Source organism: Frateuria defendens, from assembly GCF_001182895.1.
In the GTDB taxonomy this organism is placed as follows: Bacteria; Pseudomonadota; Gammaproteobacteria; order Xanthomonadales; family Rhodanobacteraceae; genus Frateuria_B; species Frateuria_B defendens.
In genome coordinates, this window is record NZ_LFQR01000042.1 from 54,821 (window position 1) to 79,749 (window position 24,929).

Sequence of the window (24,929 nt, forward strand, 5' to 3'; positions counted from 1 at the left end):
ATGGGGGCACGCCTGGATCTATAAGTCGGCGCGAAGGCATGCTTTCAGCATTCTGGCGTAGTCACGACTCACCGCATGCCAATCGAAGCGTTGCATCAGCGGCTCCCTGCAGGCTTCGACACCACGACGATAAATTTCACTCCGAATGAAGATGTCGGTAACGGCCCGAGCCAAGGCATCGCTATCTCCTGGCAACACTCTGACGTAAGCGGTTGTATCCAGCATCACATCGCGAGTCGCTGGCAAATCCGATGCCACGATCGGGCAGCCACACCCCAAGGCTTCCACGACAACCAGCCCCAACCCTTCCTGGTCACCAGACGACGCCTGCACGAAAGGGGCGACAAAGACGCTGGCCCGACGGTATAGCGTGGGCAAGTCCGCTTGCGGAACTGCTCCGATAAAGCTGACGCTTGCCTCCAACCCTAGCTTACGGACCTGTTGGCGAAGGACTGACTCCTCTGGCCCAAAGCCCGCAACGGTCAGGCCGGCCATTGGGAAGGCAGCCAGAATGGCTGGCATCGCATCAATCAGGTGACGCAGCCCCTTTTTCTCGACCAACCGACCAACGAAAAGGAGCTCATGCGAGGCACGCTCGACCGATTCATCGGGCGTGAAGCGCTCAGCCAGATCCACCCCCATGGACCGGACGGTGACCTTGCCTGCGTCCGCACCAAGACGCGCCAGCTCGTCCCTCATTGCTTGGCTGACCACGGTGACAGCTTCCGCGCGCCTCACGACATGCCGCTTGAGCGCCCTCAGCCAAGGCCCTCGCAATGCAAACAAATCGGCCCCATGCGATGTCACAAGATACGGCAAGGCCCGCCGCGAAAGCACCTGTAGCCACGTAGCCACCAGTCCCTGCGGAAGCAACCAGTGGACATGGATCAGGTCCACTTGGCGGATGCGAAGTACCCGCCACGCCCGCCACGCCTGTGCCAGGACAAAAGTGGGCACCAGCAACAGCTTCCAGCGATGCCGCCGCAAATTTGCAACTATGCCGCCATCGTTGACCAGCGTTTCGAAACAACGCGGCGCATAGCGATAACGAATCACCTCGACCCCATCCAGAATTTCGTGGGATGCCGCCCCTGGCGCACTCGGCACTACGGCAATGACATCAAAATCTTCGGCGAGGCGCTTGGTCAGCTCGTGCGTGAATCCGGGTTCGTAATCCCCCCTCCAGCGAGGGTAAGTAGAGGCAAGCACGAGGAGTACTGGCCGCTTGCGCATCGGGCTGTCAGTCATCGCGGCGATATGTCAATGCCGTGACCTGTTCCGATACCAGCCCGATTAGGAACACGATCACCGCTGCGCTCCACATCAGGGTGCTCATATTGGTGAGGCGACCGCCGTGGGTGAAAGTCCAGGCGTAATTGGCACAACCGAGCAGAAAGAACACGGCACTCGTCGGCGCAAACAGTTTCAACGGCGAATACAACGTCGCGATCTTGAAGATAATCAGCAGAAACCTCAGCCCGTCGCGCAGCGGCCGGATGTGGCTCTTGCCCACCCGCTGCGCCGCCTTGATCGGCACGTAGGCCAGCGGGTAGGCGCTGCGGAAGAAGGCCATGGTGCTGGTGGTGGGGTAGGAGAAGCCGTTGGGCAGCAGGTAGAGAAACTCGCGGAACTTCTCCGCGCGCACGGCGCGGAAGCCGGAGGTGAGGTCGGCGACCTCGTGGCCGGTCATGCGGCTGGCGAGCCAGTTGTAGAGGGTGTTGGCGAGGCCGCGGCCGACGCCGGCCTGGCTGTCCCAGTCGCGCGCGCCCACGGCCATGTCGTAGCCCTCATCCAGCTTGGCGAGCAGCCGGGCGATGTCGGCCGGGTCGTGCTGGCCGTCGCCGTCCATGAAGACCAGCACCTCGCCGCTGGCGGCGCGGGCGCCGCGCTTGATGGCGGCGCCGTTGCCCATCGAGTAGGGCGAGGACAGGCAGGCGACGCCGCTGGCGGCGCAGAGGCTGCGGGTGTCGTCGGTGGAGCCGTCGTCGACCACGATGATCTCCGCGTCGGGCTGCGTGGCGCGCAGACGTGGCAACAGGTCTTTCAACGCGGCCGCCTCGTTCTTGGCGGGCAGGACGATGCTGAGGCGGCTCAATGGACGGCTTCCCGATGGTTTGCGGAATCATAACGCGGCGGTTGGGGTGCCACGATACGTGGCGTTGCAGAGATGCATGTTGCGCGAGGTGAATGCGGCTTCGCTGTGGATGAGGAATAAGCTCGACTGGCAATAGCGGCGTTCCCGCGAGCACCCGCCCCGCAGCACCCCAACCCTCTCCTCGCTCCTCAAAGCCGGCGCCATCCATGGCGCCTCCCCGCGTGCCCCGGCGGGGAGAGGGAGCTAAGGAGTTCAGGCTGGCCGGATCAGCGCGCGCACGGCGTCGATCACCCGCGCCTGATCCCTGTCGCCCAAGGCCGGCGACAACGGCAGGCTGACGGTCTGCCGCCCCAGCCGCATGGCGTGGGGCCACTGTTCGGGCCGCCAGCCGAAGCGCTGCTGGTAGTAGGGGTGCTCGGGGATCGAGAGGTAATGCACGCCGGTGCCGATGCGCGCGGCGTTCATGGCGTCGAGGAAGCCGTCGCGGTCGATGCCGCAGGCGGCCTCGTCGATCATCGCGGTGTAGAGGTGGTGGCCGTGCCGGGTGTCGGCCTCCGGCGGCGCGGGCAGGCCGAGCGGCAGGCCGGCGAAGGCCTCGTCGTAGCGCTGCCACAGCGCGCGGCGGCGCAGCCAGTTGCGCCCCACCTTGGCCAATTGGTGCAGGCCCAGCGCCGCCTGCAGGTCCATCATGTTGTACTTGAAGCCGCACTCGACCACCTGGTAGTGGCGGTAGCCCTTGTCGCCGAAGCGGTGCCAGGCGTCGCGGCTCATGCCGTGCAGGGCGAGGATGCGGGCGCGGGCGATGTGCTCGGCGTCGCGGCCGAGGATCATGCCGCCCTCCCCCGTCGCCACGTTCTTGGTGACGTAGAAGCTGAAGCAGCCGAAGTCGCCGAAGGTGCCGGCCTCCTGGCCGCGGTAGGTGGTTTCGATGGCGTGGGCGCAGTCCTCGATCACCAGCAGGTCGTGCTTGCGGGCGATCGCCATCAGGCGGTCCATGTCGCAGGGGCGGCCGGCGAAGTGCACCGGCAGGATGGCCCGCGTGCGCGGGGTGATGGCCGCCTCCACCGCCGCCGGGTCGAGGTTCTGGGTGAGCGGGTCGACGTCGGCCAGTACCGGGGTGAGGCCCGCGTGCAGGATGGCGTTGACGGTGGCGCAGAAGGTCAGCGGCGTGGTGATCACCTCGCTGCCCGGCTCCAGCCCGGCCGCCACCATGCTCACGTGCAGCGCGGCGGTGCAGGAGTTGACCGCCGCCACCTGCGCCGGCGTCGCGCCCTTGTAGGCGGCGAAGTCGCGCTCGAACTGCGCCACCCGCGGCCCGGTGCCCAGCCAGCCCGAACGCAGGCAGGCCTCGACCTCGGCGATCTCCTCCTCGCCGATCGCCGGCGCGCCGAAGACCAGGAAGGGCGGCTCGGTGGATGCGGACATGGCGGGCTCCGGAACGAAACGCGCAGTTCTAGCGCAGTGGGGCGACGGCGTCCACGACGCCGCCCCGGCGTCGCCCCGGCCGAGGGCTTTTCGGTCGCGCGCCAGGTGGGCTTTCGTGACGAGGGCAACGGCAACCCGGGGCTCAAGCTCGATCGGAACACCAGCCACATGCCCGGGCCGAGCGGCACACCCGCCGGCATGCGCCCTGCATCAGCCCTCCCTGGCCGCCGGGCGCCCCGCCGCCACGATCCGCCCGCCCTGTGCGCCAGATCACTGCCGGCGGGGCGCCGGCGGGGGTATACGGGTGACCCGACCCGTTATCTGGGTTAAATTGCCCTTCGATCAGGGGCCTGGGGCGGATCCGGCTATGTCCTCGCAATTGCAACCGTCGCTCGCCGGCTTGTCCGGCATGGCTCGCCGGCTGGTGTCCGAAGGCGTGCTGCCCGAGGCGGACGTGCGCCAGGCGGTCGCCGACTCCACGCGGCAGAAGCACACCCTCACCGCCTGGCTGCTCGACCACAACCTGGTGGACGGCACCCGGCTGGTGCAGGTCGCCTCCTACGAGTTCGGCATGCCGATGATGGACGTGGGCACGCTCGCGCCGACCAACATGCCGCTCAACCTGATCAGCGAAGCGCTGATGACCAAGCACCGCGCGCTGCCGCTGTTCAAGCGCGGCAAGCGGCTGTTCGTGGGCATCGCCGACCCGATGCAGTCGCACGCGCTGGACGAGATCAAGTTCCACTCCAACTGCATGGTGGAGCCGATCCTGGTCGAGCGCGGCCAGCTCAACCGCGCCATCGACAACGCGCTCGCCACCATCAACAACGTGATGCCCGAGGTGGGCGCCGGCGAGCTGGACGAGCTGGCGCTGGAGGGCGGCGACGAGGTCGAGACCACCGGCATCGACGCCAACGCGAACGACGACGCACCGGTGGTGAAGTTCGTCAACAAGATCCTGGTGGACGCGATCCGCCGCGGCGCCTCGGACATCCATTTCGAGCCGTTCGAGACGCAGTACCGGGTGCGCTTCCGCATGGACGGCATCCTGCGCCCGATGGCCAGCCCGCCGAGCAAGCTGTCCGCCCGCATCTCCTCACGCCTGAAGGTAATGTCGGGCCTGGACATCGCCGAGCGGCGCGTGCCGCAGGACGGGCGCATCAAGCTCAACCTGTCCAAGAACCGCGCGGTGGACTTCCGCGTCAGCACGCTGCCCACGCTGTTCGGCGAGAAGATCGTGCTGCGCATCCTGGACGGCTCTTCGGCCAAGCTCGGCATCGACGCGCTGGGCTACGAGGAGGCGCAGAAGAAGCTCTACCTGGAGGCCATCCACAAGCCCTACGGCATGGTGCTGGTCACCGGCCCCACCGGCTCGGGCAAGACGGTGTCGCTGTACACCGCGCTCAACATCCTCAACACCGCCGAGCGCAACATCTCCACCGTGGAGGACCCGGTGGAAATCCGCGTGGAGGGCATCAACCAGGTGCAGCAGAACACCAAGCGCGGCATGACCTTCGCCGCCGCGCTGCGCTCGTTCCTGCGCCAGGACCCGGACGTGATCATGGTGGGCGAGATCCGCGACCTGGAGACCGCCGAGATCGCCATCAAGGCGGCGCAGACGGGCCACATGGTGCTCTCCACCCTGCACACCAACGACGCACCGCAGACCATCGCGCGCCTGATGAACATGGGCATCGCGCCCTACAACATCACCTCCTCGGTGACGCTGGTGATCGCCCAGCGCCTGGCGCGGCGCCTGTGCAGCCGCTGCAAGCGGCCGGTGGAGCTGCCCGAGCACGCGCTGCTCGCGGCCGGCTTCACGCAGGAGGAAATCGCCGCGGGCCTGGAGCTTCACGAGGCGGTCGGCTGCGACCATTGCAACGGGGGCTACAAGGGCCGCGTGGGCATCTATCAGGTGATGCCGATGATGGAGGAGATCCAGCAGATCGTGCTGCAGGGCGGCAACGCGCTGCAGATCGCCGAGGTGGCGCGCCAGGCCGGCGTCAACGACCTGCGCGCCTCGGCCCTGCTCAAGGCCAGGCACGGCGTCACCAGCCTGGCCGAGATCGACCGCGTCACCAAGGATTGAGGCCCGCCATTGGATGGCTTTCACGATCCAGGCAGTGCACGACTTGCGTCCGGCGCCACGGATTGTCGCCAGGGAATGACATAAGCTTCAGGCCGGTGACGGGCGCCGCCACGGCGGCGACGGACCGAACGACTTAAGGGGGATAAGGCGCATGGCAACCGCAACGGCAACGAACTCGCGTGCAATCGGCGCCCAACGCGCGCAGGTCAGCCAGCTGACCATGTACGACTGGGTCGCGCTGGACAAGCGCGGCAAGCGCATGAAAGGCGAAATGCCGGCCAAGAACGCCTCGCTGGTCAAGGCCGAACTGCGCCGCCAGGGCATGAACCCGCAGACCGTGCGCGAACGCAGCAAGCCGTTGTTCGGTGCCACCGGCAGCTCGGTGAAGCCGCGCGACGTGGCCATCTTCAGCCGCCAGATCGCCACCATGATGGCCTCCGGCGTGCCGATGGTGCAGGCCTTCGACATCATCGCCGACGGTCAGCGGAACGTCCGCTTCAAGAACATCCTCACGGACGTGAAGCAGAACATCGAGGGCGGCGCCGCGCTGCACGAGGCGCTGGCCCGCTATCCGGTGCAGTTCGACGAGCTCTACCGCAACCTGGTGCATGCCGGCGAATCGGCCGGCGTGCTGGATACCGTGCTGGACACGGTAGCCACCTACAAGGAGCGGATGGAGGCCATCAAGAGCAAGATCAAGAAGGCCCTGTTCTACCCGGTGATGGTGCTGGCGGTGGCCATGCTGGTCTCGATGATCATGCTGCTGTTCGTGGTGCCGGTGTTCGCGCAGACCTTCAAGGACGCCGGCGCCGATCTGCCCGCGCCGACGCAGATCGTGATCTCCGCCTCGGAGTTCATGAAGAGCTACTGGTGGGTGGTGATCGGCGGCATCATCGGCAGCATCGTGGCGGCGGTGATGGCGAAGAAGCGCTCGCCCAGGTTCGCGCACTTCCTCGACCGCGTGTCGCTCAAGATCCCGGTGATCGGCAACATCCTGCGCCAGTCGGCCATCGCCCGCTTCGCCCGCACCCTGGGTGTCACCTTCCGCGCCGGCGTGCCGCTGGTGGAGGCGATGGAGGCGGTGGCCGGCGCCACCGGCAGCGTGGTCTACGGCGAGGCGGTCATGCAGATGCGCGACGACGTGGCGGTGGGCCACCAGTTGCAGCTGGCGATGCGCCAGACCAGCCTGTTCCCCAACATGGTGGTGCAGATGACCGCCATCGGCGAGGAATCCGGCGCGCTGGACAACATGCTGTTCAAGGTGGCCGAGTTCTACGAGGAAGAGGTCAACAACGCCGTCGACACGCTCTCCACCCTGCTCGAGCCGCTGATCATGGTGATCCTGGGCGTGCTGGTGGGCGGCATGGTGGTGTCGCTGTACCTGCCGATCTTCAAGCTCGCCGGCACGGTGTAAGCCTGGCAAAAGCCCCTCTCCCGCCGGGAGAGGGGCCGAGGTGAGGGTACGGCCGGAGCGCGAGGATGATGTCTTGCGCTCCGGCCGTACCCTCATCCGCCTGCCGGCACCTTCTCCCGCCGGGAGAAGGACCTCGACCTGGGAAGCGTCGACTTCTATTGCGACGGCGCAAAGCTGTTTGTGGAACTCGACGGCTCCCAGCACAATGAAGAGCGCGACGCGGCACGAACGACTGCCCTGGAACATCAAAGCTTGCGAATACTGAGATTCTGGGACAATCAGGTGCTACAAGATACAGCAGCGGTGCTCGCGGCAATCCTCGACGTTGCGCAAGCCCGGACCCTCACCCCAACCCCTCTCCCGGGGGGAGAGGGGCTCTAAGCCAGGCCCTCGCATGCTCCAGCTTCCCCTTGCCCTTTGGACCGGCTTCGCCGCCGTGCTCGGCCTCTTGGTCGGCAGCTTTCTCAACGTGGTGATCCTGCGCCTGCCCGCACGCATGGAGGCGGAGTGGGAGCAGGAGGCGCGCGAGGTGCTGGAGCTGGAGGCGGAAGAAGAGACGGCGCCGCTGCCGCCGGGCATCGTGCGCGAGCCCTCGCACTGCCCGCACTGCAAGCATCCGCTGGCGATCCGCGACAACATCCCGCTGCTTGGCTGGCTGCTGCTGCGCGGCCGCTGCCGCTATTGCAAGGCGCCGATCTCGATCCAGTACCCGCTGGTGGAACTCCTCACCGGCGTGCTGAGCGCCATCATCGTGTGGAAGTTCGGCCCGGGCTGGCCGGCGCTGGCCGGGCTGGCCTTCACCTGGACGCTGGTCGCCCTCGCCGGCATCGACTTCCGCACCCAGCTCCTGCCCGACCAGCTCACCTATCCGCTGCTGTGGCTGGGCCTGCTGCTTGCCCTGGCGCCGCTGTTCACGGCGCCCGCGCCGGCGATCCTCGGCGCCGCCATCGGCTATCTCAGCCTGTGGAGCGTGTACTGGCTGTTCAAGCTGCTCACCGGCAAGGAGGGCATGGGCCACGGCGACTTCAAGCTGCTGGCGGCGATGGGGGCGTGGATGGGGCCCACCGCGCTGCTGCCGGTGGTGCTGCTGTCCTCGCTGATCGGCGCGCTGGTGGGCGGCACGCAGATCCTGCTCGGCCAGCGCGCCCGCGAGGTGCCGATGCCGTTCGGCCCCTTCATCGCCGCGGCCGGCTGGGTGTGGTTCGTGGCGGGCGACGGCCTGCTGCAGTACTACCTGCATCTCACCGGACTGCGTTGAGATGGGCGCGGCGCGGCGCTCCTACGTGGTCGCGCTCACCGGCGGCGTCGCCGCGGGCAAGAGCGCGGTGTCGCGGCGCTTCGAGGCGCACGGCGTGCGCGTCTACGACGCTGACGTGGCCGCCCGCGAAGTGATCGAGCCGGGCAGCGAAGGGCTGGCCGCCGTGGTCGCCGCCTTCGGCCAGGAAGTGCTCGGCGCGGACGGGCGCCTCGACCGGCCGGCGATGCGCGAGCGCATCTTTGCCGACCCGTCGGTGCGCCAGCGGCTGGAAGCGATCATCCACCCGCGCGTGCGTGCCTGGATGCAGGCGCATGCCGAGGCCGACCCCGGCCCTTATTGCGTGGTGGCGATTCCCCTGCTGGCCGAGCATCGCGCGCCCTACCGCTGGGTCGATCGCGTGCTGGTGGTGGATGCGCCGGAAGCCATGCAGCTGGCGCGCCTGCAACAGCGCGACGGCATCGGCGAGACGCTGGCCCGGCGCATGCTCGCCCAGCAGGCCACCCGCGCCGAGCGGCTGGCGCTGGCCGACGACGTGATCGACAACCGCGGCGACGAGGCAGCGCTGGACGAAGCCGTAGCGGCGCTGCACCGGCGCTACCTGATACTGGCCGCCGACAGGCCGGCCTGAGCACCGCTCACGTTCTTGCCGCGGGTGCGCTGGACGGTGCTGCACAGCGCCGCCCCTGCATGCAGGGGTGATCGAAGGGCAACCCCTGCCCCGGTGCAAGCATGCCCACCCCAACTCTCTTCATGCACGCGAGGGCAGCGCGACAGCGTTCACCAGAACCCCAGGCAACCCGCCACGCCCTGCCCGCCCGCGGCCCGCGCCTGCCGCTCGTCCTCCGGCCGCAAGCCGCCCAGCGCATAGACCGGCAGCGAAGCGGCCTCGGCCAGCTGCCGGAAGCCCGGCCAGCCCAGCGCGGGCGCGCCCTCCCGCGCCGCCTCGGATGCCACCGGCGACAGCGTGGCGAAGTCGGCGCCCAGTTGCACGGCATGATCGAGCTGGCCGGCATCGCGGCAACCGACGCCGACCGGCTGCGACCAGGGCAAGGGGCGCTCCTGCGCACTCGCCCCTTGCAGCCCGGCGGCGTCGAGTTGTACGCCAACGCCTTCGCCCAGGGCCAACGCGCCCTCGACATCGCCGTCCAGCAGCAGGCGCGCATCGAGCGCCCGCGCCTGCGGCAGCAGCGCGGCCGCCAGCTCGCGCACCGCCTCGCGCGGCCAGGCCGGCAGGCGCAGGTGCAGCAGGCGCTCGCCGCGGTCCAGCGCGGCGCGCAGGCGGTGCAGCCAATGTTCGCGCCCGCCCAGTGCCGCCTGCTCCGGCGTCGCCAGGTAGCGACCCGGCAGACGCAAAGCGTGGAGGATCATGCGGTCGGCCGGCGCCAGCGTGGCGGCGTCGACCCGCCGCGGATCGCACCATTGCAGGGCCTGGCCTTCCATCGACCGCGGTGCGCCCTGCCAGCGGCCGACCCGCCACACGTCGAGCAGCAGCGAACGCTCGCCATAGCGCCACGGCAGGCGGATCAGCGGCGCATAGTCGCGCGTATCCACGCCCAGTTCTTCCTGCAACTCGCGGCGCAGGCCTGCCTGCACGGATTCGCCGGGCTCGAGCTTGCCGCCGGGAAATTCCCACAGGCCGGCCAGGTGCTTGCCGGGCGGCCGCTGCGCCAGCAGCACGCGGCCCTGCGCATCGGTCATCACCCCGGCCACTACGTGCATCATGCGCTCTCCGCTTCGATTCGCGCGCGATTGTAGAAGGCGGCGCGCAGAGGCCGCCGGGCGCCGCGCGACTGGGCCGCCACGACCATCCTCGCGCGTGGCGCCAATGCCCCAACCCGAACGAGGACGCGCGCGCTCAGTTGCGCACGTATTCCACCATGTCGAAGGCGTAGAGGTGCTCGGCGTCGGCCTTGTGGTGCGTGCGCGACACCTCGGTCCACAGGTCGAAGTGCAGCCCCGGGAAAAACGCATCCGCCCCGTCCACCGCGGCGCTGACCCAGGTGAGGTAGAGGCGCCGCGCCTCGGGCAGCGCCTCGTGGTAGACCTGCCCGCCGCCGATCACCACCAGCTCGGTGCCGTCGGCGATCGCCTTCGCCTCCGCCAGCGAACGCACCGTCACCTGCCCCGGGTACGGCGCCTCGTGCCGGCGCGACAGCACCAGGTTGTGCCGGCCCGGCAGCGCGCGGCCGATCGACACCGCCGTGTTGTAGCCCATCAGCACGTACTTGCCGAGCGTGAGCCGCTTGAACAGCTTGAGGTCGTCCGGCAGGTGCCAGGGCAGCTGGCCCTTGCGCCCGATGGCGAAGTTCTCGTCCAGTGCGGCGATCAGCGAAATGGCCATCGAAGCTCCAGGATCTCAGGAGGAAGGTCGCAGACGAACGCAGGGCCGGCCCGGTCGTGGTGGGCGCCGATTGTAGCCCCCGGCGGGGCCGGCGAAGCATGCGCACGCCGGGCACTTGTTTGCGTTCGCAGCATGAATGGCCGTGCGGCACGGCCCTACCTGGATGCGCCCCGACCACGCGCGGCGGGCCGGCAACGTTCACGGCGATTCCGGCAGAGTGGCAAGCGCGAGGGCCTGCAGAAGCAGCGGGCCGAATTCGGCGCCGGTCAGACCGCCACCGGCGCCTTGATCGCCGGATGCGGCGCATAGCCCTCGATGGCGATGTCTTCGAAGCGGAAGTCTTCCAGCGCGCGCACGTCGGGGTTCAGCGCCAGCTTCGGCAGCGGCCGCGGCTCGCGGGTGAGTTGCAGGCGCGCCTGCTCGACGTGGTTGTTGTACAGGTGCGCATCGCCCAGCGTGTGCACGAAATCGCCCACGCCGAGGCCGACCACCTGCGCCACCATGTGGGTGAGCAGCGCGTAGCTGGCGATGTTGAACGGCACGCCGAGGAAGATGTCGCCCGAGCGCTGGTAGAGCTGGCAGGAGAGCTTGCCGTCCGCCACGTAGAACTGGAACAGCGTGTGGCAGGGCATCAGCGCCATCTTGGACAGCTCGCCCACGTTCCAGGCGCTCACGATCAGCCGGCGCGAATCGGGGTTGCGGCGGATCTCCTCCACCACCCAGCGGATCTGGTCCACCGTGCCGCCGTCGGCGGTGGGCCAGGAGCGCCACTGCTGGCCATAGACCGGGCCGAGGTCGCCGTGCTCGTCGGCCCATTCGTCCCAGATGCTGACGCCGTGTTCCTTGAGATAGGCGATGTTGGTGTCGCCGCGCAGGAACCAGATCAGCTCGTGGACGATGGATTTGAGGTGCAGCTTCTTGGTGGTGACCAGCGGGAAGCCCTGGCCGAGGTCGAAGCGCATCTGCCAGCCGAACACGCTGCGCGTGCCGGTGCCGGTGCGGTCGGCTTTCTCGGTACCGTGGTCGAGGACGTGGCGGAGCAGGTCGAGGTAGGCGTGCATGCGCCAATTCTAGCCTGACGCCCCCGGCGCCGCCCGCGCTATCTGCCGCGCGCCATGGCGCCGAACACGCCGTCGCGGCGGATCAGCCCATGGAACACGCCCAGGTGGGCCAGCACGGTAAGGCACAGCAGGTAGGCCAGGAAGGTGTGCGCCTTGCGCAACAGCGCAAACCACAGCGGGTCGGCCGGCGCGATGGCCGGCAGATGCAGCGGTCCGTACAGCGTCACCGGGTAGCCGCCCGCCGACAGCATGGCCCAGCCGACCAGCGGCAGCGCAGGACCAGGCCGCCATGGCGCGCGCCGCCCAGCCCGGCACCAGTACGTTCGACACTTCTTGCCCGCGCCGGCCAGGAATTAGACTGCCCGCTTTCGCAATGACCAGGGGGGATGGCAAGCCATGGCGCAGTGGTATTTCAGCTACGGCAAGGACGACGGCCGCATCGGCCCGCTCGACGACGAGGCCGCACGCACCCAGGCGCGCAGCCGGCCGGACGGCTACTGCTGGAAGGAGGGCTTCGCCGAATGGCGGCCGATCCGCAGCGTGGCCGAATTCGGCGCCGGCGAGCCGGTGATGGCGCCGCCGCCGGTCCCCGCCTATGCGGGCGGCCATCGCGCCGACGAGATCGACTACCGCATCGTCGGCCACGAGATGCAGTTCGTGGAGATCGAGCTGGACCCCGGCGAGAGCGCGGTCGCCGAGGCCGGCGCGCTGATGTACAAGGAAGCCTCGGTGCAGATGGACACCGTGTTCGGCGACGGCTCCACCAGTGGCCAGGGCGGCGGCGGCTTCATGGACAAGCTGCTCTCGGCCGGCAAGCGCGTGATCACCGGCGAGAGCCTGTTCACCACCCTGTTCACCCACACCGGCAGCGGCAAGGCCAAGGTGGCGTTCGCCGCGCCCTACCCCGGCACGGTGATGGCAATGAAGCTCAGCGAGCACGGCGGCCGGCTGATCTGCCAGAAGGATTCCTTCCTGGCCGGTGCGCGCGGCGTGCGGCTGGGCATCTTCTTCCAGCGCAAGATCCTCACCGGCCTGTTCGGCGGCGAGGGCTTCATCATGCAGAAGCTCGAAGGCGACGGCTGGGTGTTCGTGCACGCCGGCGGCACCGTGGTGCAGCGCGAGCTGGCGCCCGGCGAGCGGCTGGACGTGGACACCGGCTGCGTGGTGGCCTTCCACGACACGGTGAACATGGACGTGAAGCCCGTCGGCGGCATCAAGAGTATGCTGTTCGGCGGCGAGGGCGTGTTCCTGGCCACCCTCACCGGCCCGGGCACCGTATGGCTGCAGTCGCTGCCGTTCTCGCGCCTGGCCGGGCGCATGCTGGCCGCGGCGCCGCAGGGCGGCGGCGAGCGGCGCGGCGAAGGCTCGATCCTGGGTGGCCTCGGCGACTTCATCGGCGGCGACCGCAACTTCTGAGCCGGGCGCCCCCTTTTCCGCCTGGGGAGCGGGGGCGCCGGCAGCGGGTGCGGCTACTTCACCAGCCGCAGCGTGAACGGGTAGCGGTAGCGCTCGCCCTCGTTCGCCTTGATCGCCGCGATGATGATGAAGACCAGCGCCGCCACACTGATGATGATCGCCAGCGGGATGGTGAGCACCGCGCCGACCAGGAAGGTGGCGATGGTGAGGATCCACAGCACCGCGAAGATGATCGCCAGGGTGATGTTGAAGTTGAGCGCCTCCTTGGCCTGGTCGGCGGCGAACGGCATGCTCTCCTTCTTCAGCAGCCAGATCACCAGCGGGCCGATGAAGCAGCCCATGCCGAACAGGTGGCCGGTGAGCAGCGCGCCCAGCAGGGCGGAGAGATGGCCGAACAGCGCCCACTGGCGCTCCTCGTGCGAGGGCATGCCGTCCGTGGGCGGCGCTCCCTCGTCGGACGGCGGGGGCGGTGGGGACGGGGGCGTGACGGATTCGGGTGGAACGCTCATGGCAACTCCTCCTCGCGGAATTCGTGTGCTCGCGGCGGCACGGCCGGTGCGACGATGCTAGCAGCCCTGCCGGCCGACGCCGCATGCCTTTCGGACTAGGCGATGGACGGCCCGGCGATGGACGGCCCCTATTCGCCCGCCACCGTCATGCGCCCGACCAGGATCGAGCCGGTGAGGATGTGCGAGCGCGGGTCCACGTCGCGCCCTACCGCCACGATGCCGGCGAACATGTCGCGCAGGTGGGCGGCGATGGTGATCTCCTCCACCGGGTAGGCGATGCGCCCGCCCTCGACCCAGAAGCCGGCCGCGCCGCGCGAGTAGTCGCCGGTGGTGATGTTGACGCCCGGCCCCATCACCTCGGTGACCAGCAGCCCCGTGCCCAGGCGCGCGAGCATGCCGTCGAAGTCGTCCGCGCCCGGCTCCACCACCAGGTTGTGGATGCCGCCGGCGTTGCCGGTGGAGGCCAGCCCCAGCTTGCGCGCCGAATAGCTGCCGAGCGCGTAGCGCGCCAGCACGCCCCCCTCCACCAGGGCGCTCTCGCGCGTGGCCACGCCCTCCGCGTCGAAGTTGGCCGAACCCTGGCCGCGCGGCAGCCGCGGCTGCTCCACGATGTTCATCCAGGCCGGCATCACCGGCTGGCCCACCTGGTCGAGCAGGAAGCTGGCGCGGCGGTACAGCGCGCCGCCGCTGGCCGCACCCACCAGGTGGCCGATGAGCCCGCGCGCCACCTCCGGCGCGAACAGCACCGGGCATTCGCGGGTGGACAGGCTGCGTGCGCCCAGGCGCGAGAGCGTGCGCTCGGCGGCCTTGTCGCCCAGCGCGCGGGCGCTCATGAAATCGGCCGGCGAGCGCACGCTGTCGTACCAGTAGTCGCGCTGCATGCCCTCGTCGTTGCCGGCGATCAGCGACAGCGACAGCGAATGCCGGGTGCCCCGCTCGCGGCCCACGAAGCCGTGCGAGTTGGCGTACACCGCCATGCTCTCGCTGGCCTGCACGCTGGCGCCCTCGGAATTGGTGATGCCGGCGTGGGCGCGCCCGGCCGCCTCGATCTCCTGCCCGAGCACGATGGCGCCGGCGGTGTCCAGCGCCCACGGGTGCCACAGGTCGAGGTCGGGGAATTCGGTGGCCATGCGGTCGGCATCGGCGAGCCCGGCGGCCGGGTCCTCCTCGGTGTAGCGGGCGATCGCGCAAGCCTGGTCCAGGGTGGCCTGGATCGAGTCCGGATGCAGGTCGGCGGTGCTGGCCGAGCCCTTGCGCTGGCCGAAGTACACGGTGAGGCCGAAGCCGCGGTCGCGGGTGTGCTCCACCGTCTCCACCTCGCCCAGGCGCACGTTGACGCCGAGGCCGGTGTCGATGCTCGCCGAGACCTCGGCCTGGCTGGCACCGGCGGCGCGGGCGCGGCCGATCACGTCCTCGGCGAGTTCGGCCAGGCGGTCGAGATCCTGCTGGCTGCGGTCCTGGCGGGCGGCGACTTCGGTCACGTTGGGCTTCCTGGTGGCGGGGCGGGTAGAATGCGCGGTTCCACGCCGCGCGTCCTGTGAAGAATGGGGTCGCCGCGGCCGATTGCAAAGCCGCGGAGCCACCCATGTCCACCGTCGCCGGCATCTACCGCCACTACAAGGGCCAGCGCTATCGCGTGCTCGGCACCGCCCTGCACAGCGAGACGCAGGAGGAACTGGTGGTGTACCAGGCGCTGTACGGCGAGCATGGCCTGTGGGTGCGCCCGGCGGCGATGTTCGCCGAGACCGTCGAACTGGACGGCGAGCCGATCCCCCGCTTCGCCCTGGAGCAGGCCGAACCCGACCTCCTCCCCCCGCTGCCGGACCTGCCGTGAACCGCAACTACACCGACGACCCCGACCACGACTACGGCCCCAGCCGCAGCCAGCAGCGCCGCGACGCGCTGGCGGTGCTGACGCTGGCCAGCCAGCTGGTGGAGCTGGCGCCGAGCAAGCTCGCCAAGATCGAGCTGCCGGAGGACGTGCGCGAGGAAATCGCCAACGTGCGGCGGATCACGGCGCACATCGCGCGCAAGCGCCAGCTGGCGTTTCTCGCCAAGCTGATGCGCAAGCACGGCGAGGACGCCTTCGACGCCGCCCGCGCCGCGCTGGGCGAGAACCGCGAATTGCAGCGGCGGGAGGCCGCCGCCCTGCACCGCCTCGAGGCCCTGCGCGAGCGGCTGCTGGAGGACGAGGAGGCGCTGTCCGGCGTGATCGCGCAGTACCCGCAGGTGGACCGCCAGCACCTGCGCTCGCTGGTGCGCCAGGCGCGCAGCGAGCGCGCCGGCGGCAAGCCGGCGCGGGCCTACCGCGAACTGTTCCAGACGCTGAAGGCGCTCGAGGCGGAGGCCGGAGCGGACTGACCGGACGCCATCCGGCGCCGGGCGTTCCGCCTCCGTCATTGTCCATGTTGCAGTGCGAGATGGCCGATCGGGGCGCACGCTGTACATTTGGATCGGTTCAAATCACCGACTCCGCCGCCTTGGACAGCCTGCCCACCCGCCACAAGGTCACCGTGACCGACATCGCCGCCGGCTGCGGCGTGTCGCGCGCCACCGTATCGCTGGTGCTGCGCGGCAGCCCGCTGGTCAGTCGCGACACCCGCGCGCGGGTGCAGGAGGAATTGCGCCGGCAAGGCTACATCTACAACCGCGCGGCGGCCAACCTGCGCCGGCAGACCTCCTCCAGCATCGCGCTGGTGATCAACGACCTGGCCAACCCGTTCTTCGCCGAGTTCGCCGCGGGCGTGGACGATGCGCTGGGCGCCGCCAACCTGGTCACCCTGCTCGGCACCAGCGGCGAATCGGGCACGCGCCAGCAGGCCGTGCTCGGCTCGCTGCTCGAGCACGCGCCCGGCGGCCTGATCCTCTCCCCCGCCGAGGGCAGCAAGGCGGCCGACGTGCTGGCGGCGGTGGGCGCGCAGACGCCGCTGCTGCTGTTCAACCGCGACCTCGACGGCGAGCTGCCCGAGGGCCTGCCGTGGGACCGCCTGCTGCTGGACAACCGCCGCGGCGCCCGGCTCGCCACCGCGCACCTGATCGCGCAGGGCCACCGGCGCATCGCCTTCTTCGGCGGCCACGTCGACTCCATGCCGTTCCGCGAACGCCACGCCGGCTACCTGGAGGCCATGTACGAGGCCTGCCTGCCGGTGGCGCCGCACTGGCTGGTCGAGAACGCCTCGACCCGGCTGGAGGCCGCCGCCCAATGTCCGCGCCTGTTCGCCGCCGAGCCGGCACCGACCGCCGCGATCTGCTACAACGATGCGGTGGCGCTGGGCCTGATGCTCGGCCTGCGCCAGCGGGGGCTGGTCCCCGGCCGCGATTTCGCGCTGACCGGCTTCGACGACATCGCCGAAGCCGCCCTGAGCACACCCGCCCTGACCACGCTGTCCGCCGCTCCGCGTGAGCGTGGCCGGCAGGCGGCGGAACTGATCCTGGCCCGGCTGCGCGCCCCGCACGCCGCGCCGCAAACCGTTGTCGCACCGGTCCAACTGGTGGTGCGCGACAGCAGCCCTTCTCCACTCCCCCGCCACTGATCCGGAATTTCCATGGCCTTCACCCCTACCCCGGCTCCGGGGACCTCCCCGACCGACGCGCCGCGCTACACCTACTACCCGGCCGCGCTGATCGCGCTGACCACGATCTTCTTCATCTGGGGCTTCCTGACCAGCCTCAACGACATTCTGGTGCCGCACCTCAAGGCGGTGTTCGAGCTGAACTACACCCAGGCCATGCTGGTGCAGTTCACCTTCTTCGGCGCCTATTTCCTGATGTCGCTGCCGGCCGGCCGGCTGGTGACCGCGCTCGGCTACAAGAAGAGCATCGTGGCGGGCCTCGGCATCGCCGGCATCGGCGCGGCGGGCTTCTGGCCGGCGGCGGCGCTGCACCTGTACCCGGCCTTCCTCGGCGCGCTGTTCGTGCTGGCCACCGGCATCACCGTGCTGCAGGTGGCGGCCAACCCCTACGTGGCGTTGCTCGGCCCGGAGAAGACCAGCTCCAGCCGCCTCACCCTGGCGCAGGCGCTCAACTCCGCCGGCACCGCGGTGGCGCCGACCTTCGGCGGCCTGCTGATCCTCTCCACCACGGTGAAGAGCTCCGACCAGGTGGCCCAGCTGCCGGTGGCCGAGCAGCTCGCCTACCGCGCGCAGGAGGCGCAGGCCGTGCAGGGCCCGTACATCGGCCTGGCCGTGGTGCTGTTCCTGCTGGCGCTGTTCGTGATGCTGTTCCGCCTGCCGGCGCTGGAGCAGGAGCAGGCCGGCGGCGATTCGGACAGCGGCCAGCACAGCCTGCGCGATGCGCTGCGCCATCCGCACGTGCTGTTCGGCGTGCTGGCAATCTTCTTCTACGTGGGCGGCGAGGTGTCGCTCGGCAGCTTCATGGTCAACTACTTGTCGATGCCGGACATCGGCCACATGACCGAGCAGCAGGCCTCGCACTACGTGTCGCTGTACTGGGGCGGCGCGATGGTCGGCCGCTTCGTCGGCTCGGCGCTGATGGCGGTGATCTCGCCGCGCAAGCTGCTGGCCCTGTTCGCCACCATCAACGCGCTGCTGGTCGTCACCACCATGTCGAGCAGCGGCAGCCTGGCGGTGTACAGCATCGTGGCGATCGGCCTGTTCAACTCGATCATGTTCCCGACCATCTTCTCGCTCGGCATCGAGCGGCTGGGGCCGCTGACCAGCAAGGCCTCCAGCCTGCTGATCATGGCCATCGTCGGCGGCGCGCTGATCCCCACCCTGCAGGGCGTGCTGGCCGACCGCATCGGCGTGCAGCATGCGTTCTTCCTGCCGCTGCTGTGCTACGCCTACATCGTGTTCTACGGCCTGCGCGGCTCGCGCGTGGTCACCGTCACGCCCACCTCCGGCCACTGAGGCGACACCGATGGCTCATGACATCCTCTGCTTCGGCGAAGCGCTGATCGACTTCCACAGCGAGGGCCGCAACGAGCGCGGCTTCCCGCGCGCCTTCGTACCGTTCGCCGGCGGCGCGCCGGCCAATGTGGCGGTGGCGGTGGCCCGCCTGGGCGGCCGCGGCGCCTTCGTCGGCATGCTGGGTTCGGACCTGTTCGGCAACCTGCTGCTGGACAGCCTGAACGCCGCCGGCGTCGACTGCCGCGGCGTGGCACGCACCGGCGAGGCCAATACCGCGCTCGCCTTCGTCGCCCACGACGCCCGCGGCGAGCGCAGCTTCACCTTCTACCGCCCGCCTTCCGCCGATCTGCTATTCCGTCCGCAGCACTTCCGCGAGGACAGCTTCCGCGACGCGGCGGTGCTCCACGTCTGCTCCAACAGCCTCACCGACCCGGCGCTGGCCGAGACCACCCGCGAGGGCATGCGCCGCGCCCGGGCGGCCAGCGCGCTGGTCAGCTGCGACCTCAACCTGCGCCCGGCGCTGTGGCCGCGCGAGGTGGACCCGCGCAGCGAAGTGTGGCCGACGCTGGCCCTGGCCGACCTGGTGAAGCTGAGCAAGGAAGAATTCGCCTGGCTGGCGACGGAAGGCGAGGAAGCCGCGCTGGAGCGCCTGTGGCAGGGCCGTACGCGGCTCCTGATCGTCACCGATGCCGACCAGCCGATCCGCTGGTTCCACCCCGACGCCGAGGGCGTGCTGCCGGTCTACGCGGTGCCGATGATCGACAGCACCGCCGCGGGCGATGCCTTCGTCGGCGGCCTGCTGCATCGCCTGGCGCTCGACGGCGTCGCCAGCGGCGCGGCCCTCGACCAGCTGGTGAGCGAGCTGCCCCGCCTGCACACCACCCTGCGCTTCGCCGCCGCCTGCGGCGCGATCACGGTGACGCGCCAGGGCTCTTTCACGGCGATGCCGGAAGAATCGGAGGTGCTGGCCTTCATGGAAACGCCCGCGGTGCCGGCCTCGCAGGTAAGCGCGTCCGCGACACACTGAACGGGATGGCCTTCCCCCCCCCTCGACCTTGGCGTCATAGCGTCGTGAAGCCGCATGCCAAGTGACGGCGGCAAACGTCCACGACTCGCGGGCGAGGGATCGGGTTGAAGGTGGGCATGCACAACCGCTGCACCTAGCACGACGGCGGTGACGGGGCGTGGTGCTCGCTTGAAGCGGGCGGATCGCTGTAAGGCGATTCCAGGTGACCGGCAACGATCGACCTGCCCAGTACACCAGGATCGGGACGAGGTCTGCCCGCGAGTCGGCGCCAAACAGGCCAAGGCGCATGTGTTCGAGTACATCGAGGTTGACTACAATCAAACCCGGCTCCACTCGACCTTGGGCTACCTCAGCCCGGAACAGTTCGAGCTATCCCATGCCGCTTAGGCGAGTGTCCGCGAATCAGGGGCAAGATCAGTTCACGCTGATCTCCTGTTGGTGGTCACCATCTATGCTGCTCGCTTGCGCAGTTTCGCCGTTCGTGACGAGACCTTTCGGACTTAAAGACTTCTTCTTTTCCGGGTTCTTGCTGATTCCCATCGTGGAGCTCGTGCTCGCTACGCATTTACGGCAAATGTGGCGTCGTGGGGGCTCGAAGCTGCGCGGTGGGTCAAGCCTGGCCTGTATGGCTTGATTGTATGGCTACCGCCCGAAGAACCCCGGTCTATGGGAATGGTGGGGTGGACTACGCTTGTGACCCTCGACCCGGAGAGAAAAAAACATCTGGTCTGGTGAAGGCTGGTCAGGTCGTTGGCGTCCGCGTTAAGCAACATCCTTGAACTGCTTCCCGAATTCGATTGCCTGATCTTTCAAGGCCCGTCGCGTCCAGCTATAACCGCTAGCTTAAGATGCGACACGACGGATATCCCGAGAAATCAAGGAGCTATTGATGACAGAACAACGCCCCCGCCTGCGCGCCATCCCGCGCACGATGCGCTATCCGGGTTTACCTCTTGTCGCCCTAGCATTGCTCCTGGCTGCTCCACTCGTCAGTAAGGCGGCAAAGGTTCCTGCCAACTTTGAGAAATATGCCACGACGGATGTCGGTAGCGGACTAAGCTGTGTTGTCGGTGCGACAACCAGCAAAGGAGAGAGCTCGGATGAACGCGCCTATGTGTATTTGGAGGAATCCGCGTCGCACAAAATACGCTGGATTACATCGATTCCTGTGCGCCCCGGTTGGTACCAGAATCGCGCATCACACTGCGTGGCAGCCGGCGACTCCATCTATGCTCTCGTCCAGTCCGACACTAATGCCGTACCGGTGCTGTCGCAGACATTGATCAGCATAGCGACGCTAAACCAAGCTAGCGGTCATATGGAGGCGAATGACATAGTGAAAGTGCCGGACCTGAAGGGTGCCCACACAGTCTTCGTTTACGACGGTGCTGAAAATTTTCGCTTTGAAGACGGAAAAATCGTTGTAGCCGGAGAATGGGCGACAAAGGGTGACGCTGCCGACACGCGCACACCGTTCAAGACCAGTGTACCGGTAGCGATTTCACACTAAAGCCTTTGTGACAAGGAGAGTGCAAATGACGACCCCGCAACAGCAGTTCATCGCCGACATATATCCAGCCGCAAAAAACCTGTCAGACAAAACAGGAAATTCGTTAGAGCTGATTCTGGCCCAGACGGCGCTTGAGACCGGCTGGGGTCAGCACGTATTGCCGGGCACCAAGAATCTTTACAACATCAAAGCAGACGCGAGTTGGCACGGGAAAACGGCCGAGTTCACGGTGCCCGAAGTCGACGATGCGGGTAACACGTACATGTCGAAGGAGAAGTTTCGCGTGTACGACTCGTATGCGGACTCAGTGGCGGATCGCGGAAACTTCCTGGCCGATAATCCTCGATACGCGAAAGCGGGTCTCTTCGACCCGGGTGTGAAGGGGGATCTGGAAAAGGAGGCCGCGGCTATGGCGAAAGCGGGATATGCCACCGACAAGTCGTATGCCGATAAGCTCATTCAGACGGGTCACGGTCCTACACTGCGAGCCGGGATCGCACTGGCCGAAGGCAAGTCTCCCCAGGCTCATGACAAAGAGCACAATGGTGTTGTTCGCAAGGGGGATCGAGGCGATGCCGTTGGCGGCGTTCAGGCGTCGCTCGCGTCTCTCGGATACAAGGACGCACACGGCAACCCACTCAAGCCTGATTTGGCGTTTGGTCCCGGTACCGATTTTGCTGTGAAGGCCTTTCAGCACGATCACGGGCTGCGTCCCGACGGAGTGGTGGGGAAGGCGACGCTCGCATCGATGGCTGAGGCAGTGGTGGCACAGAAGGTGCCGAGCATGATGGACGTCGGTCACCCGGCCAAAGGGATGTACGACCAAGCATTCCAGTGCGTGGCGCAGCTCGACAAGGACCACCAGCGAGAGACGGGTCCGCATAGCCAGATGCTCTCGGGAAGCCTGGTCTCAGCCGCTACGGCCGCTGGATTCAACCGCATCGATCACGTCGTTCTCTCGGATGATGCAAGCCGCGCCTACGCGGTCCAAGGGGCTCTTAATTCGCCCTTCAAGCAATATACCGACGTGGATGTCATGCAAGCCGTCCAGACGCCGCTCCAGCAAAGCAGCGCAGAGGCCTTGACGCACATTCAGGCCAATGAGCAGGCGCAAGTTCAGCAGGCCCAGGTGCAAACGGTTCAGCAGCCACTTCAGGACATACAGCCCCAGGCGCCTTCCATTCAGCGCTAGATCCATTGCTGGGGCCGCCGGGCGCGGCCCCGGTCCCCGGCTGGGGGAGGGCGATGCTTGCAGTCGGCAGCTAACAGGGGGCACACGCACATACAAGCCCAACGCTGGCTCTAACTAGTCCTGGTTAGCGACGACGCTCAGTCATGAAAATTGTCGACGGCGCGCAATTTCGGCTCAGGCCAAGGCTTGCACAGGGTCATGGCGCGGGCCAGCCGCGGCAGTAACTCGGCGAGGCGAAAGCGGCGGTTGAAGCGGTAGGCGGCTTCGGCCAGATAGCGCCGCGCGTACTTGACCTGGCCTATGGCGTGGTAGCAGCCGCTGATGGCACGCTTGACGTGGCCGAGCACCACGTTCGCCCAACGTGCGCCCTTGACCTCGGTCGCGGCGCGACCGCCCGTGGTTTCCAGCACGGTGTGCGCATGATCCAGCGCGACGACACGCCGGAAGCAGCCCAGCCCGTCGCTGAAGACTTCCGCATCCGGCGCCAGTCGGCGCTGGCCCCAGTCGGTGAGCGAAGCATTGTCGAAGCTGCGCACCGGCTCGATCACGGCAAAGGTCGGATGCTCCAGCCGCTCGTCAGTGGCCACCGCCATGACGAACGGCTGCTTGTTCTCCGAGCCGCGCCCCGGCTTGCCGCCGTTGCGCTCGCCGCCGAGGTAGGCATCGTCGATTTGCACGAAGCCCGCGAGCTGGCGCGGTTCCTCGCGCTCGGTCATGGTCTGCATGATCTTGTGCTTGAGCTTCCAGGCGGTGTCGTAGCACACGCCCAGATGCCACTTCAGTTCCAGCGCGGCCATGTTGGTCTTGCTGCCGGTCAACAGGTGCATGGCCAGGAACCACGTCGTCAGCGGCAGCTTGCTACCCTCGAACACCGTGCCGCTGGTCAGCGTGGTCTGATGCCGGCAGGCGCGGCACTGGTAGTACACCCGGCCCGCGCGGCGAAACCGCGACCGAGGCCGACTGTGGCACTTCGGGCAGCGAAACCCCTGCGGCCAGCGCGCCCGGTACAGCGCCCGGTAGCACTTGGCCTCGGTCCCGTATCGCTCGATGAACTGCGCCATCGACAACCCCACCTGGAACGGCACCGGGTTCATGGCCATGATGGCTCTCCGCCTCGTAACATGGCCCGAGGCTGTGCCGCTCACGTCTCACATCACGCGACAGCCGGCTGAGCGTCGTCGCTAATCAGGTCGCTGAATAATCAGATTGTGGAAGCCTCGATTCCGACAACGCACCGCCAAAGAAGGCTTGCTATGCCGCCGTGCCGCCCACCGTCATGCCGTCGATGCGCAGCGTCGGCTGGCCCACGCCCACCGGCACGCTCTGGCCGTCCTTGCCGCACACGCCGATGCCGGCGTCCAGCTCCAGGTCGTTGCCGATCATGGAGACGCGGTTGAGCACTTCCGGGCCGTTGCCGATCAGGGTGGCGCCCTTCACCGGCGCGGTGATCCTGCCGTCCTCGATCAGGTAGGCCTCGGAGGCGGAGAACACGAACTTGCCGTTGGTGATGTCCACCTGGCCGCCACCGAAGTTCACCGCGTACAGGCCCTTCTTCACCGAGCGGATGATCTCCTGCGGGTCGCGCTCGCCGGCGCGCATGTAGGTGTTGGTCATGCGCGGCATCGGCAGCTGGGCGAAGGATTCGCGGCGGCCGTTGCCGGTGGGCGCCATGCCCATCAGGCGGGCGTTGAGCTTGTCCTGCATGTAGCCCCTGAGGATGCCGTCCTCGATCAGCACGGTGCACTCGCTGGGCGTACCCTCGTCGTCGATGCTGAGCGAGCCGCGGCGGCCCGGCAGGGTACCGTCGTCCACCACGGTGACGCCGGGCGCGGCCACGCGCTGGCCCAGGCGGCCGGCGAAGGCGGAGCTGCCCTTGCGGTTGAAGTCGCCCTCCAGGCCGTGGCCCACCGCCTCGTGCAGCAGCACGCCGGGCCAGCCGGGGGCGAGCACCACGGTCATGCTGCCGGCGGGCGCGTCCACCGCGTCGAGGTTGACCAGCGCCTGGCGCACCGCCTCGTCGGCAATGGCCTGGGCGCGGCCTTTCTCCATCAGCTCGCGGTAGCCGTAGCGGCCGCCGCCGCCGGCGTGGGCCTGCTCGCGGCGGCCGTTGGCCTCGGCGATCACCTGCACGGAGAGGCGCACCAGCGGGCGCACGTCGGCCGCCAGGGTGCCGTCGGAGGCGGCCACCAGCACGGTGTCGAGGGTGGCCGAGAGGCTCACCATCACCTGCTTGACGCGCGGGTCGCGGGCGCGCGTGTAGGCGTCCACCTCGCGCAGCAGGGCGATCTTGTCGGCGTTGGGCAGGCTCTCGATGGGGTCGAGCGCCGGATACAGCTGCGGCGCGCCGTGCAGCGCCAGCGGCTTGCCGGCGCCATGGCCGCCCTGGGCGATCGCCCGCGCGGCGCGCGAGGCGTCCAGCAGCTGCGGCAACACGATCTCGTCGGAATAGGCGAAGCCGGTCTTCTCGCCGGCGATGGCGCGCACGCCCACGCCCTGCTCGATCGAATGGCTGCCGTCCTTGACGATGCCCTCCTCCAGCAGCCACGACTCGCTGCGCGAATGCTGGAAGTAGAGGTCGGCGGCGTCGATCGACGGCCCCATCAGCTGGGCGAACACGCGGTCGAGATCGCCGGTGGCGAGGCCGCCGGGGACGAGCAGCTTGCGTTCGGCTTGGGTGATCAGGGCATCCATCGGTTCGGGTCGGCTCGGGTGACAAGTTGAAAA

The 24,929-nt window shown here is 68.3% G+C and carries 23 protein-coding genes and 3 pseudogenes; 14 read left to right on the top strand and 12 right to left on the bottom strand.

Annotated elements, in window-relative coordinates; genetic code table 11:
* Positions 1 to 18: 18 nt before the first annotated feature.
* From ACH65_RS06490 to ACH65_RS06500, 3 genes are all read right to left on the bottom strand, one after another.
* The gene (locus tag ACH65_RS06490; RefSeq protein ID WP_049621769.1) at positions 19 to 1,248 is read right to left on the bottom strand and encodes a glycosyltransferase; all 1,230 of its coding nucleotides are present in this window, start codon (positions 1,246 to 1,248) and stop codon (positions 19 to 21) included.
* A complete protein-coding gene (locus ACH65_RS06495; protein WP_049621770.1) occupies positions 1,241 to 2,095 on the bottom strand; it encodes a glycosyltransferase family 2 protein in 855 nt (284 codons plus the stop codon). Before ACH65_RS06495 ends, ACH65_RS06490 begins: the two co-directional genes overlap by 8 nt.
* A 252-nt stretch (positions 2,096 to 2,347) precedes the next feature.
* Positions 2,348 to 3,520, bottom strand: a complete 1,173-nt coding sequence (locus ACH65_RS06500) for a DegT/DnrJ/EryC1/StrS family aminotransferase (protein WP_049621771.1) — start codon at positions 3,518 to 3,520, stop codon at positions 2,348 to 2,350.
* Between the two features lie 367 nt (positions 3,521 to 3,887).
* Here ACH65_RS06500 and pilB point away from each other — a divergent pair, with 367 nt between their 5' ends.
* The 5 genes and pseudogenes from pilB (at position 3,888) to coaE (ending at position 8,909) form a co-directional block, all read left to right on the top strand.
* Positions 3,888 to 5,609 (top strand): type IV-A pilus assembly ATPase PilB, encoded by a 1,722-nt coding sequence (gene pilB, locus ACH65_RS06505; RefSeq protein ID WP_049621772.1) that lies wholly within the window; start codon positions 3,888 to 3,890, stop codon positions 5,607 to 5,609.
* Positions 5,610 to 5,760: 151 nt separating this feature from the next.
* On the top strand, positions 5,761 to 7,023 hold the full coding sequence (locus ACH65_RS06510) for a type II secretion system F family protein (protein ID WP_049621773.1): 1,263 nt from the start codon (positions 5,761 to 5,763) through the stop codon (positions 7,021 to 7,023).
* Positions 7,024 to 7,152: 129 nt separating this feature from the next.
* Positions 7,153 to 7,404: pseudogene (locus tag ACH65_RS18855) on the top strand (endonuclease domain-containing protein); the annotation flags it as partial.
* Positions 7,405 to 7,417: 13 nt separating this feature from the next.
* On the top strand, positions 7,418 to 8,281 hold the full coding sequence (locus ACH65_RS06515) for a prepilin peptidase (RefSeq protein ID WP_049621774.1): 864 nt from the start codon (positions 7,418 to 7,420) through the stop codon (positions 8,279 to 8,281).
* Position 8,282: 1 nt separating this feature from the next.
* Positions 8,283 to 8,909 carry a dephospho-CoA kinase gene (coaE, locus tag ACH65_RS06520; protein ID WP_049621775.1) on the top strand — a complete coding sequence of 209 codons (627 nt, stop codon included), beginning with the start codon at positions 8,283 to 8,285 and terminating at the stop codon, positions 8,907 to 8,909.
* A 149-nt stretch (positions 8,910 to 9,058) separates the two neighbouring features.
* On the opposite strand, the gene ACH65_RS06525 is transcribed toward coaE, so the two are convergent.
* The 4 genes and pseudogenes from ACH65_RS06525 to ACH65_RS06540 all read right to left on the bottom strand — a co-directional run.
* A complete protein-coding gene (locus ACH65_RS06525) occupies positions 9,059 to 10,003 on the bottom strand; it encodes a Nudix family hydrolase (protein ID WP_237561462.1) in 945 nt (314 codons plus the stop codon).
* Positions 10,004 to 10,136: 133 nt separating this feature from the next.
* Positions 10,137 to 10,622, bottom strand: coding sequence for a dihydrofolate reductase (locus tag ACH65_RS06530; protein ID WP_049621776.1), 486 nt, complete (start codon positions 10,620 to 10,622; stop codon positions 10,137 to 10,139).
* A gap of 266 nt (positions 10,623 to 10,888) precedes the next feature.
* Positions 10,889 to 11,683: a thymidylate synthase gene (locus ACH65_RS06535; protein ID WP_049621777.1), complete on the bottom strand. Its 795-nt coding sequence runs from the start codon at positions 11,681 to 11,683 to the stop codon at positions 10,889 to 10,891.
* Between the two features lie 38 nt (positions 11,684 to 11,721).
* Positions 11,722 to 11,955: pseudogene (locus tag ACH65_RS06540) on the bottom strand (cytochrome b); the annotation flags it as partial.
* A 124-nt stretch (positions 11,956 to 12,079) separates the two neighbouring features.
* Between ACH65_RS06540 and ACH65_RS06545 the strand changes: the two are divergent.
* On the top strand, positions 12,080 to 13,099 hold the full coding sequence (locus ACH65_RS06545) for a TIGR00266 family protein (protein ID WP_049621778.1): 1,020 nt from the start codon (positions 12,080 to 12,082) through the stop codon (positions 13,097 to 13,099).
* Between the two features lie 53 nt (positions 13,100 to 13,152).
* Here the strand turns inward: ACH65_RS06545 and ACH65_RS06550 are convergent, their stop codons facing one another.
* Both ACH65_RS06550 and pmbA read right to left on the bottom strand, forming a co-directional pair.
* Positions 13,153 to 13,608, bottom strand: coding sequence for a magnetosome magnetite crystal formation protein family (locus tag ACH65_RS06550; RefSeq protein WP_049621779.1), 456 nt, complete (start codon positions 13,606 to 13,608; stop codon positions 13,153 to 13,155).
* Positions 13,609 to 13,736: 128 nt separating this feature from the next.
* On the bottom strand, positions 13,737 to 15,089 hold the full coding sequence (gene pmbA, locus ACH65_RS06555) for a metalloprotease PmbA (protein WP_049621780.1): 1,353 nt from the start codon (positions 15,087 to 15,089) through the stop codon (positions 13,737 to 13,739).
* Between the two features lie 104 nt (positions 15,090 to 15,193).
* Here pmbA and ACH65_RS06560 point away from each other — a divergent pair, with 104 nt between their 5' ends.
* The 6 genes and pseudogenes from ACH65_RS06560 to ACH65_RS06585 form a co-directional block, all read left to right on the top strand.
* A complete protein-coding gene (locus ACH65_RS06560; RefSeq protein ID WP_049621781.1) occupies positions 15,194 to 15,442 on the top strand; it encodes a DUF1653 domain-containing protein in 249 nt (82 codons plus the stop codon).
* Entirely contained in the window at positions 15,439 to 15,969 is a 531-nt protein-coding gene (yjgA, locus tag ACH65_RS06565; protein WP_049621782.1) for a ribosome biogenesis factor YjgA, read from the top strand. Before ACH65_RS06560 ends, yjgA begins: the two co-directional genes overlap by 4 nt.
* A gap of 101 nt (positions 15,970 to 16,070) precedes the next feature.
* Complete coding sequence (locus ACH65_RS06570) at positions 16,071 to 17,141, top strand: LacI family DNA-binding transcriptional regulator (protein WP_425478269.1); 1,071 nt, start codon at positions 16,071 to 16,073, stop codon at positions 17,139 to 17,141.
* Between the two features lie 12 nt (positions 17,142 to 17,153).
* Positions 17,154 to 18,476: an L-fucose:H+ symporter permease gene (gene fucP / locus ACH65_RS06575; protein WP_049621784.1), complete on the top strand. Its 1,323-nt coding sequence runs from the start codon at positions 17,154 to 17,156 to the stop codon at positions 18,474 to 18,476.
* A gap of 10 nt (positions 18,477 to 18,486) precedes the next feature.
* Positions 18,487 to 19,503 (top strand): carbohydrate kinase family protein, encoded by a 1,017-nt coding sequence (locus ACH65_RS06580; protein ID WP_049621785.1) that lies wholly within the window; start codon positions 18,487 to 18,489, stop codon positions 19,501 to 19,503.
* Between the two features lie 282 nt (positions 19,504 to 19,785).
* Positions 19,786 to 19,890: pseudogene (locus tag ACH65_RS06585) on the top strand (IS3 family transposase); the annotation flags it as partial.
* A 27-nt stretch (positions 19,891 to 19,917) separates the two neighbouring features.
* Here ACH65_RS06585 and ACH65_RS20985 read toward each other — a convergent pair.
* Entirely contained in the window at positions 19,918 to 20,043 is a 126-nt protein-coding gene (locus ACH65_RS20985; RefSeq protein ID WP_272913758.1) for a hypothetical protein, read from the bottom strand.
* Positions 20,044 to 20,392: 349 nt separating this feature from the next.
* Between ACH65_RS20985 and ACH65_RS19725 the strand changes: the two genes are divergently transcribed.
* Together ACH65_RS19725 and ACH65_RS18860 are read left to right on the top strand one after the other, a co-directional pair.
* Positions 20,393 to 21,013 (top strand): hypothetical protein, encoded by a 621-nt coding sequence (locus ACH65_RS19725; protein ID WP_153242505.1) that lies wholly within the window; start codon positions 20,393 to 20,395, stop codon positions 21,011 to 21,013.
* Positions 21,014 to 21,038: 25 nt separating this feature from the next.
* A complete protein-coding gene (locus ACH65_RS18860) occupies positions 21,039 to 22,205 on the top strand; it encodes an XVIPCD domain-containing protein (RefSeq protein WP_082190178.1) in 1,167 nt (388 codons plus the stop codon).
* A gap of 137 nt (positions 22,206 to 22,342) precedes the next feature.
* Here ACH65_RS18860 and ACH65_RS06600 read toward each other — a convergent pair whose 3' ends face one another.
* Together ACH65_RS06600 and tldD are read right to left on the bottom strand one after the other, a co-directional pair.
* A complete protein-coding gene (locus ACH65_RS06600) occupies positions 22,343 to 23,305 on the bottom strand; it encodes an IS1595 family transposase (RefSeq protein WP_049621788.1) in 963 nt (320 codons plus the stop codon).
* A 151-nt stretch (positions 23,306 to 23,456) separates the two neighbouring features.
* Positions 23,457 to 24,896, bottom strand: coding sequence for a metalloprotease TldD (tldD, locus tag ACH65_RS06605; protein ID WP_049621789.1), 1,440 nt, complete (start codon positions 24,894 to 24,896; stop codon positions 23,457 to 23,459).
* Positions 24,897 to 24,929 lie beyond the last annotated feature (33 nt).